At 30.1% G+C, this 10,484-nt stretch carries 12 protein-coding genes; all 12 read left to right on the plus strand.

Annotated features, from left to right (window positions below):
- On the plus strand, positions 1–477 hold a 477-nt coding region (gene rpsD / locus HUJ77_RS11020; protein WP_291708635.1), incomplete at its 5' end, for a 30S ribosomal protein S4.
- Positions 478–579: 102 nt separating this feature from the next.
- Complete coding sequence (locus tag HUJ77_RS11025; RefSeq protein WP_291625358.1) at positions 580–1,527, plus strand: DNA-directed RNA polymerase subunit alpha; 948 nt, start codon at positions 580–582, stop codon at positions 1,525–1,527.
- Between the two features lie 14 nt (positions 1,528–1,541).
- The gene (gene rplQ, locus HUJ77_RS11030; RefSeq protein ID WP_136006894.1) at positions 1,542–1,883 is read left to right on the plus strand and encodes a 50S ribosomal protein L17; all 342 of its coding nucleotides are present in this window, start codon (positions 1,542–1,544) and stop codon (positions 1,881–1,883) included.
- 213 nt (positions 1,884–2,096) lie between these two features.
- The gene (locus HUJ77_RS11035; protein ID WP_291708636.1) at positions 2,097–2,942 is read left to right on the plus strand and encodes an energy-coupling factor transporter ATPase; all 846 of its coding nucleotides are present in this window, start codon (positions 2,097–2,099) and stop codon (positions 2,940–2,942) included.
- Entirely contained in the window at positions 2,927–3,787 is an 861-nt protein-coding gene (locus tag HUJ77_RS11040) for an energy-coupling factor transporter ATPase (RefSeq protein ID WP_291708637.1), read from the plus strand. The genes HUJ77_RS11035 and HUJ77_RS11040 overlap by 16 nt, the downstream gene beginning before the upstream one ends.
- 11 nt (positions 3,788–3,798) lie before the next feature.
- On the plus strand, positions 3,799–4,602 hold the full coding sequence (locus HUJ77_RS11045) for an energy-coupling factor transporter transmembrane component T (protein WP_291708638.1): 804 nt from the start codon (positions 3,799–3,801) through the stop codon (positions 4,600–4,602).
- Between the two features lie 23 nt (positions 4,603–4,625).
- Positions 4,626–5,360, plus strand: coding sequence for a tRNA pseudouridine(38-40) synthase TruA (gene truA, locus HUJ77_RS11050; protein WP_291708639.1), 735 nt, complete (start codon positions 4,626–4,628; stop codon positions 5,358–5,360).
- A gap of 179 nt (positions 5,361–5,539) precedes the next feature.
- The gene (gene rplM, locus HUJ77_RS11055) at positions 5,540–5,974 is read left to right on the plus strand and encodes a 50S ribosomal protein L13 (protein ID WP_291708640.1); all 435 of its coding nucleotides are present in this window, start codon (positions 5,540–5,542) and stop codon (positions 5,972–5,974) included.
- A 26-nt stretch (positions 5,975–6,000) separates the two neighbouring features.
- On the plus strand, positions 6,001–6,393 hold the full coding sequence (gene rpsI, locus HUJ77_RS11060; protein ID WP_291708641.1) for a 30S ribosomal protein S9: 393 nt from the start codon (positions 6,001–6,003) through the stop codon (positions 6,391–6,393).
- A gap of 492 nt (positions 6,394–6,885) precedes the next feature.
- Positions 6,886–7,773, plus strand: coding sequence for a DegV family protein (locus HUJ77_RS11065; protein WP_291708642.1), 888 nt, complete (start codon positions 6,886–6,888; stop codon positions 7,771–7,773).
- Between the two features lie 193 nt (positions 7,774–7,966).
- Entirely contained in the window at positions 7,967–9,583 is a 1,617-nt protein-coding gene (locus HUJ77_RS11070; protein WP_291708643.1) for a Na/Pi cotransporter family protein, read from the plus strand.
- Between the two features lie 162 nt (positions 9,584–9,745).
- Positions 9,746–10,426, plus strand: a complete 681-nt coding sequence (cwlD, locus tag HUJ77_RS11075; RefSeq protein ID WP_291708644.1) for an N-acetylmuramoyl-L-alanine amidase CwlD — start codon at positions 9,746–9,748, stop codon at positions 10,424–10,426.
- The last annotated feature ends 58 nt before the right edge of the window (positions 10,427–10,484 follow it).

Below are 10,484 nucleotides of genomic sequence, written 5' to 3' on the forward strand. Positions count from 1 at the left end.
AAATTATCTAACTACGGAGTACAATTAAGAGAAAAGCAAAAAGCTAGAAGAATATACGGAGTTTTAGAAGGCCAATTCAGAACTTACTATGAAAAGGCTGAGCATATGAAAGGTATTACAGGTGAAAACTTACTTAAGTTACTAGAAATGAGACTAGATAACGTTGTTTATAAGCTAGGTTATGGCGCTTCAAGAGCTGAAGCTAGACAATTAGTTACTCATGGACATTTCTTAGTAAATGGTAAGAAAGTTGATATTCCTTCATATAAAGTTTCTGTTAATGATGAAATATTAGTTTCAGAAAAGAGCAGAGGAACTGAAAAATTCAAGACATTTATTGAAAATCCAAAGACATTACCAAAATGGTTAGAAGCAAATGTTGAAAATTATTCAGGTAAAGTAATTGCTGAACCAGCAAGAGAAGATATTGACGTTCCAGTTAATGAAACTCTTATCGTTGAGTTATACAGCAAGTAATAGTTTAGTATTTGTATTGTTAAGATTTATCTTACAATACAAATATATAAGCAGTTGCCCTCAGAATAATGTTGCCATTTAAAATTTAAGGAGGGTTTGTACATGTTAGAAATAGAAAAGCCAATAATTGAATGTATAGAAGCAAATGAAAATGGTACTTATGGTAAATATGTAGTTGAACCATTGGAAAGAGGTTATGGTATAACTCTTGGAAATGCTCTAAGAAGAATACTTTTATCATCACTTCCAGGTGCAGCTCCAACATCAGTAAAAATTGATGGAGTACTACATGAATTTTCAACTGTACAAGGTGTTAAGGAAGATGTTACAGAAATAATCTTAAATATCAAATCTTTAGCATTAATAATGAATGGTGAAGGTCCAAAGACTATATATATAGATGCTCAAGGACCTGGAGTAGTTACAGGTGCAGATATAAAGACTGATGGAGACGTTGAAGTTGTAAGCAAAGATCTTCATATTGCTACATTAGATGATAATGGCAAGTTATATATGGAGATAACAGTTAATAGAGGAAGAGGATACGTTACTCAAAATAAAAATAAGAGTGAAGATCTTCCATTATCAGCTATTGCTGTAGATTCAATTTACACACCAGTTAAAAGAGTTAATTTTACTGTAGAAAATACAAGAGTTGGTCAAATTACTGACTATGATAAATTAACTTTAGAAATCTGGACTAATGGAACTATAAAAATAGATGAAGCTATAAGCTTATCTGCAAAAATTCTTATAGAACATTTCAAACTATTTATGTCATTAGGAGATAGTACTAATGATGTAGAAATTATGATAGAAAAAGAAGAAGATAAAAAAGAAAAAGTACTAGAAATGACTGTTGAAGAGCTAGATTTATCAGTTAGATCATATAACTGCTTAAAGAGAGCTGGCATAAACACAGTACAAGAACTTGCTGGAAAATCAATGGATGACATGATGAAGGTAAGAAATCTAGGAAAGAAATCTTTAGAGGAAGTCGAAAGAAAGCTTAAGGAATTAGGCTTAGGATTAAGACTAAACGATGAGTAAGGAGGTAAATCCATATGGCAGGTTATCGTAAATTAGGTCGTCCTACTGACCAAAGAAGAGCTATGTTAAGAAGCCTTGTTACAAGCTTTTTAAAGCATGGTAAAATAGAAACAACTGAAACAAGAGCAAAAGAAACTAGAAAGTTAGCTGAAAAGATGATCACTTTAGCAAAAAGAGGTGACCTTCACGCTAGAAGACAAGTTTTAGCTTTTGTTCACGAAGAAGAAGTAGTTCAAAACCTATTTGACAATGTTGCTCCAAAGTACGCTGAAAGAAATGGTGGATACACTAGAATGTACAAAAAAGGCCCAAGAAGAGGGGACGGAGCTGAAGTTGTTATACTAGAATTAGTATAATATATAGGGGATTAAGTGATATAACTTAGTCCCCATTTTTGCATATAAAAATATAGTGAAATTAAATATTATATAAGAACTTAAAAAATAATTATAAAATAATTGTAATTGAAGAAATGTATATTATAATATTCTTATGCTAATGTATATACACTTATTGAGATTTTATACAATACTTAATGAAAATTAGCTAATATAAGGAGGGGATATATTATGAAAGAAGCAATGATTAAATGCAATGATGTATCTTTTAAATATAGAGTTCATGAGGGAGAAGAAGAAAGATATGCTGTAAACGGTGTTAACTTTCAAGTAGAAAAGGGAGAATTCTTAGTTGTATTAGGCCATAATGGATCTGGTAAATCAACTATTGCAAAACATATGAATGCTCTTTTAGTACCCTCTGAAGGAACTGTAATAGTAGATGGTTTAGATACATTAGATCCTAATAATTTATGGACAATTAGATCTAAAGCTGGAATGGTGTTTCAAAATCCTGATAATCAATTAGTAGCAACTATAGTTGAAGAAGATGTAGCATTTGGGCCAGAGAACCTTGGAGTACCCCCAGAGGAGATTAGAAGAAGAGTAGATGAAAGCTTAAAAAAAGTTGGAATGTATGAATATAGAAGGCATGCACCACATTTACTTTCTGGAGGTCAAAAACAAAGAATTGCCATAGCTGGAATTTTAGCTATGAAACCAGAATGTATAATATTTGATGAGCCAACAGCTATGCTTGATCCATCAGGAAGAAAAGAAGTTTTAAGAAATATAAAAGAAATAAATAAGAATTATGGAATAACTATAGTCCTTATAACGCATTATATGGATGAAGCTGCTGAAGCAGATAGAATTATTGTAATGGATGAGGGAAAAGTAATTTTAGAAGGAAAGCCAAGAGAAGTATTTTCTAATGTGGAAAAGATGAAAGAGATAGGATTAGATGTTCCTCAAGTTACAGAATTATGTTATGAATTAAAGAATAATGGTATAGAGTTAGATACAAATATTTTAAATGTAGATGAGATGGTGAATGCGATATGTCAATTAAAATAGAAAATTTAGTACATGTTTATATGCCAAAATCTCCTTTCGAAAAAGTGGCTTTAGATAATGTAAATATAGAAATAAATAATAGTGAATTTGTTGCGCTTATTGGGCACACTGGTTCAGGAAAATCAACATTAATTCAACATATGAATGGATTACTTAAGCCAACATCAGGGAGAATAATAGTTGATGGTGAAGATATAACAAAGCCAGGTGTTAAACTTACTAATATAAGAAAAAAAGTAGGTTTGGTTTTCCAATATCCAGAATATCAATTATTTGAAGAAACTATTGAAAAGGATATTGAATATGGACCTAGGAATCTAGGGCTAGAACAAGATGAGATAACTAGAAGAGTAAAGAATGCCATGAAGATGGTAGGATTAGATTATGAAACATATAGAAATAAATCTCCATTTGATTTAAGTGGAGGACAAAAAAGAAGAGTAGCTATAGCTGGTGTAATTGCTATGGAGCCAAAGATTCTTATATTAGATGAACCTACAGCAGGATTAGATCCTAAGGGAAGAGATGATATTTTAGAACAAATAAAGAAATTACATACTGAATATAAGATGACTATTATATTAGTTAGCCACAGTATGGAGGATGTAGGAAAGCTAGCTGAAAGAATAATAGTTATGAATAGTGGTAAGGTCGCTTTAGAAGGCACTCCTGCTAGGGTGTTTAAAGAAATCGATACATTAGAAAGTATAGGGCTTGCAGTTCCTCAAGTAACTTACCTTATGAGAGCACTAAAAGCAAAAGGCTTTAATGTTTCAGATGAAATTTATACTATTCAGCAAGGGAAAGAAGAGCTGCTTAGAATTTTAAAGAAAGATAAAAATTAGGGTGATAAAAAATGATAAAAGATATAACTATAGGTCAATATATACCAGGCGAAACCTTTATTCATAAATTAGATCCTAGAACTAAAATAATATTATCTATTTTATTTATTGTATCTTTATTTGTAGTAGATAAATTTATAGGGTATATACTAATTGTGGGGTTCTTAGCTTTAACAGTTTATATAGCTAAATTACCACCTAAATATTTATATAAAGGACTAAAGCCTGTATTTTTTCTAATTATTTTTACTGCTGTTTTAAATATATTTATGATTAAAGGAACATCAGATACATTAATATTAGAATTAGGTTTTATAAAAATATATACAGAAGGTATTAGAACTGCTGGCTTTATGGCGTTAAGGCTTATTTTCTTAATTATGGGAACATCAGTATTAACATTAACAACATCTCCAATTGAGTTAACTGATGGTATAGAAAGATTACTTAGGCCAATTGGAAAGGAAATAGCACATGAACTTGCTATGATGATGACAATAGCATTAAGATTTATTCCTACTTTAATGGATGAAACAGATAAGATAATGATGGCACAAAAAGCAAGAGGTGCTGATTTTGAAAGTGGTGGATTGATTCAGAAAGCAAAGAGTTTAATACCATTATTAGTGCCTTTATTTATAAGTTCTTTTAGAAGAGCAGACGAATTAGCTATGGCTATGGAATCTAGAGCCTATAGAGGTGGAGCTGGAAGAACGAGAATGAAGGAATTAAAATTTTCAAATAAAGATGCTATAGCATTTGCTGTATTTTCAATATTACTAATAGGAAGTTTTTTTGTAAGATTCGGTTTATAATAATTAAATAAAGGTGATGTAATATGAGAAATATAAAGCTTACTATAGAATATGATGGAACTAATTATTTAGGATGGCAAAAGCAAAAAGTAGGGAGCACTATACAAAACACAGTGGAAGAGGCTATAAGACTTCTTACTAATGAAGAGGTAGAAGTTATAGGAAGCTCTAGAACAGATGCTGGAGTTCATGCTAAGGGCTTTGTAGCTAATTTTAAAACAAATAGCAATATACCATCAAATAAATATAGAGAAGCAATTAATCATAAACTACCTGATGATATTGTAATATTAAAATCAGAGGAAGTAGATGAGGAATTTCATTCTAGGTATAGTGCTAAGGGAAAAACATACTCTTATTCTATATTAAATAGAGATGTACCTTCAGCATTAGATAGGCATTATTTATATCATGTAAAGCGTAAATTAGATATAGAAGCTATGAAAGAAGCTTGTAAGTATTTTATAGGAACTCATAATTTTGCAGCATTTAAAAGCAGTGGTAGTTCAGTAAAAACAACAGTAAGGACAATATCTGAATTATATATACAAGAGAATGGGGATATAATTAAAATTTATGTAACAGGTGATGGCTTCTTATATAATATGGTTAGAATAATAGTAGGAACACTAATTATGGTTGGTTCAAATAAGATTAAGCCAAATGAGATAGAGAAAATAATAGCTGAAAAAGATAGAGAAAAGGCTGGAATATGCGTACCTGCAACGGGATTAGTCCTAGAAAAAGTCTATTATTAAAAATAATTAAATTAATTGAAATTAAAAGATAAAATATATTGACACACCCGTGTGCGTGTATTATAATAAGTTTGTTTGTTAGAATTGTTTATGTATATAAGATCCACTAGCCCCGGGTCTTGACATAAAAGCAGTACTTAAGAAGTAAAGCACAAATGTAAGTTCAGGGAGGGAAAAACATGAAATCATACATCGCTAAGGCGCAAGAAGTTGAAAGAAAATGGTATGTTGTTGATGCTGCTGGTAAGCCACTAGGAAGAGTTGCTAGCCAAGTTGCTTCAATTTTAAGAGGAAAAAATAAGCCAACATTTACACCAAATGTTGACTGCGGAGATTTCGTTATCGTAATCAATGCTGAAAAAGTTGTTTTAACTGGTAAGAAGTTAGATCAAAAATTAATGAGAAAGCATAGCTTATATCCAGGTGGATTAAAGGAAACTCCATATAGAGAAGTATTATCTAAGAAGCCTGAATTCGCTTTCGAAGAAGCTGTAAGAAGAATGCTTCCATCAGGTGTTTTAGGAAGAAAAATGCTTAAGAAGCTAAAAGTATACAGAGGTGCAGAGCACGGACATGATGCTCAAAAACCAGAAGTACTTGAATTAAAGTACTAATACAGGCTCGGGAGGAGGAATAAAAAATGGCAAAAGTTCAATACATGGGAACTGGAAGAAGAAAAAAATCAATAGCAAGAGTTAGACTTGTACCTGGAAGTGGTAAAGTTGTTATAAATAACAGAGAGATCGAAAACTATTTTGGATTAGAAACTTTAAGAATGATCGTTAATCAACCATTAGTTTTAACTGCAACTAAAGATAGATTCGACGTTTTAGTTAACGTTCATGGTGGTGGATTCACAGGTCAGGCTGGAGCAATAAGACACGGAATAACTAGAGCTTTAATTAAAGCTGACGAAAACTTAAAGCCAGAATTAAAGAAGGCTGGATTCGTAACTAGAGATCCAAGAATGAAAGAAAGAAAGAAATACGGTCTTAAGAAGGCTAGAAGAGCTCCTCAATTCTCAAAGAGATAATATTTGGAAGCTTACAAATCCTACAAACTTTTTGTTTGTGGGATTTATTTTTTTATAAAAAAACTTTAATAAATATAAATCCTGAATTATGCCTGATAGAAAGTTTATTTAATTAAATTAATATATTTTTACTTATAATATTCCATTGACAATATAATATCAAGGTGATAGCCTATTTATATAATGTATGTTAAAATTTGTAAATAAGTAATTAGTTGGAGATATAAGTTATTATGTAATAGCTGAAACGTTAATACTTAAGGGGAAGAGGCTTTAGAGCATAATATTATACATTGATTTTAGATATAATATGCTTTATGTTTATGGTATTTCTTTATATTTTTTAATAATTATTATGACATAATAGTAATTTATAAGTTATAATGATATTATGAAAAGTATTAATTTATGGTATTATTTAGATAATATTAGTGTATTTAATGTTGTAATTATTTAATAAGAATATATTACTTTATAAGGAGGAATAATTAAATGAATGAATATGTAATAAGTAGTTGTTCTACTGCTGATCTTTCAGAAGAACATTTTAATAAAAGAAACATATCATATATTTGCTTTCACTTTGAAATAGATGGAAAGGAATATACTGATGACCTTGGAAAATCTATACCTTTTGATGATTTTTATAGGGCTATGGAGAACGGAGCAGATACAAAAACATCTCAAGTTAATGCTCAAGAGTTTGAAGAATACTTCGAGAAGTTCCTAAAAGAAGGAAAGGATATTCTTCATGTGAGTTTATCTTCAGGTCTTTCAGGAGTAATAAACTCCGCTATGGTAGCTAAAACTATTTTAGAGGAAAAGTATCCAGAAAGAAAAATTTATATTGTAGACTCATTAGGTGCGTCATCAGGCTATGGATTAATTATGGATAAGCTTGCAGATTTAAGAGATGAAGGAATGAGTATAGATGAAGTTTATAAATGGGTTAATGAACATAAACTAGAACTAAATCATTGGTTCTTCTCTACAGACTTAACTTTTTATATAAAGGGCGGAAGAGTATCAAAGACTTCTGGATTTATTGGAGGATTACTTGGAATTTGTCCACTATTAGATATGAATGATAAGGGTAAGTTAATTCCAAGATATAAAATTAGATCAAAGAATAAGGTTATTAAAGCAATAGTAGACAAAATGCAGGAAGATGCAAAGGATGGATTAGATTATTCTGATAAATGCTATATTTCTCATTCTTACTGCTATGAAGATGCTAAAGAAGTTGCAAAATTAATTGAAGAACGTTTTCCTAAGTTAAATGGTAAAGTACTAATAAATAATGTAGGAACTACTATAGGAAGTCATACTGGGCCAGGAACAGTAGCTTTATTTTTCTGGGGAAACCAAAGAAAAGAATAATAAAAATAAATACGTATAACCACTTAAATAATAGTTTTAAGTGGTTTATTTTTTACGGATTTGTAGGATAATAAAGTAATAGGGAAGTTAGTATATTAAATTCATGTTAAAAATAAATTCACTTACTTAACAAATGTAAAAAAATAATGTAAACTTAATTTGTTATAATTATGTTGAAAAAAGGAGAATAATTTTGGAACCATTAATGATTATTATAAAGTTACTTGGTGGGTTGGGGCTGTTTGTTTATGGTATGAAAATCATGGGAGATGGTCTGGAAAGTGCTGCTGGAGATGGATTAAAGTCAATTCTTGAAAAAGTTACAAAGAATCCTATAATTGCAGTAATTGTTGGCGCAATTGTTACAGCAGTAATTCAAAGTAGTAGTGCTACTACTGTAATGGTAGTAGGATTTGTTAATGCTGGTCTTATGAATTTAGCACAAGCTGCTGGAATTATAATGGGAGCAAATATAGGGACTACAATTACAGCTCAACTTGTAGCATTTAAATTAGATGATATAGCTCCTTTGTTTGTTTTTATAGGGGCAGCAATAATTATGTTTGCTAAGAAAAAACAAAAAAGGGATATTGGAAATATTATTCTAGGTTTTGGTATATTATTTGTTGGTATGGGTCAAATGAGTGGAGCTATGAAGCCTTTGACAGAATTACCTATATTTAAGGATATAATAAGTACAGTAGGAGGGCACTGGTATTTAGGAATACTTACAGGTGCAATAATAACAGCAATTCTTCAAAGCTCTTCTGCTACAACAGGTATATTAGTAGCTTTAGCAACAGCAGGAGCAATAGATATTAAAATAGCATTACCAATAGTATTTGGATGTAATATAGGAACCTGCATAACTGCAATGCTAGCATCAATAGGAACAAGTAAGACAGCACATAAAGCAGCGATACTTCATTTAATATTTAATTTAGGTGGAACAATATTATTTATTCCAGTTTTATTTAATGGGATTTTAGGAAATGCAGTTGTTGCAATTAGTCCAGGAGATGTAAGTAGACAAATAGCTAATGCACATACAGTATTTAATTTAGTAAATACTGCAGTTATGTTACCACTTACAGGTTTATTAATTAAAATTGTTAATATTATTATTCCTGGAGAAGATGATGATGAGAGACAAGGTCCTAAATATATAGATGATAGATTATTAGAAACTCCAGTAATTGCAGCTGGGCAAGTAGCTAAGGAAACCTTAAGAATGGCAAATAAAGCTAAGAAAGGTTTAACTTTAGCAATAGAGTCATTTGAGAAAAATGATGAGAAGCTAATTCAAAAAGTTTATGATAACGAAGAAATAATTAATTCTTTAAATGAAACTATTACAACATACTTGGTTAAATTATCAAAGCGTGAGCTATCTGATAAGGAGTCAAAGATAGTGGCAGCAACTTTTCATGTAATTAATGACATTGAAAGAATAGGTGATCATGCTGAAAATATAGCAGAATTAACTCAACAAAAAATTAATAAAAAGTTAGAGTATAGTTCTCAAGCTATGGAGCAAATAAAGAGAATGTATGAAAAGACATCTGAAGCTCTACAAGTAGCTATTGATAGTTATGCAAGCAATGATGTAACTAAAGCAAAAGAAGTTAGTGATATAGAATCAGAAGTAGATAGATTACAAAAGAAATATAGAGATCTTCATGTAAAAAGACTTTATGATGGAATTTGTAATGCCTATGCAGGAACTATATTCTTAGATTTAGTAAGTAATTTAGAAAGAATTAGTGATCATTCTATGAATATAGCAGAAAGTGTAATAGAAAATAATTAACAAATAGAAAAAAAGATACTGTTTATAGTTTGACAGTATCTTTTTTTATAGATTAGAAAATTTAGGAGTAATATATCATAATAATATTTTTTGTATATAAGTAAAAAAACAATCTAATGGAAATAATACTTTTATAACTATATAAAATATGGAGGAAAACAAATGAGAAAATTTAAATTAGCTTCTGTATTAGTAATATTATTTACCATTGCTTTTACTTCTATAAAGGTATTTGCCGTTGAGCAAGAGAAAATTATATTAATTGACCCTGGACATGGTGGATTTGATGGAGGAGCTAAATCAAAAAATGGTGTCATAGAAAAGAATATAAATCTTCAAATTTCATTAAAGCTTAAAGAGGCTTTAGAAAGCAAAGGGTATAAAGTATATTTAACCAGGGAAAATGATGAAGCCCTTGGAAATAGCGGTTCAACTATAAGGGAAAAGAAAAGAGAAGATTTAAAGAAAAGAAGAGATATGAAAAAAGAAACCAATTGTGATGTTTTTATATCTATTCATCAAAATATGTTTCCTCAAGAAAAATGTTATGGTGCACAAGTATGGCATGGAGCTAATGGTATAAGTAAAAAGTTAGCAGATAACGTTCAGGAATCTATAAAGGAGACTTTAAAAGATAATAATAAGAGAGTATCAAAGCCAGCTGGAGATGCTTATTTAATATTAAGAGATGATTATAAAGGAGCTTCTGTTTTAGTAGAATGTGGTTTTCTATCTAATAGCCAAGAAGAGAAAGAATTACAAACAGAAGAACATCAAAATTCCTTAGTGGAAGGTATTTCTTTGGGGATAGAAAGATATTTTGAAGAAATAAATAAAAACTAAATTAATTTCCGAGGAAATATATCAAATAATACTATAAAAAATGATTTTATAATAAAAG

Source organism: Clostridium sp. (assembly GCF_021443865.1).
Classification (GTDB): Bacteria; Bacillota; Clostridia; order Clostridiales; family Clostridiaceae; genus Clostridium.